This window comes from Mycobacterium sp. DHQP2018-32-09 (genome assembly GCF_058148405.1).
Map to the genome: position 1 here is coordinate 1 of NZ_JBYVYK010000212.1, position 379 is coordinate 379.

At 65.4% G+C, this 379-nt stretch carries 1 protein-coding gene; it reads left to right on the forward strand.

Features of this window, described 5'->3' with window-relative positions; genetic code table 11:
* Nucleotides 1–379, forward strand: a 379-nt coding sequence (locus tag AC30CM_RS27400; protein ID WP_490120038.1) for an enoyl-CoA hydratase-related protein, incomplete at both ends; no start/stop codon positions are given.

Below are 379 nucleotides of genomic sequence, written 5' to 3' on the forward strand. Positions count from 1 at the left end.
GCCCGCACCGGAGAAATGCCCTGTCCACCAACATGGTCAGCCAATTCGCCGCGGCCTGGGACGAGATCGACCACGATGACGGCATTCGGGCCGCGATCCTCACGGGGGCCGGCTCCGCCTATTGCGTGGGAGGTGACCTGAGTGACGGCTGGATGGTGCGGGACTGCTCGGCGCCGCCGCTCGATCCGGCCACTATCGGGAAGGGGCTGCTCCTGAGCCACACCCTCACCAAACCTCTTATCGCCGCGGTCAACGGCGCATGCCTCGGTGGCGGTTGCGAAATGTTGCAGCAGACCGATATCCGGGTTTCCGATGAGCACGCTACCTTTGGCTTACCCGAGGTGCAGCGAGGCTTGGTGCCCGGTGCCGGATCGATGGT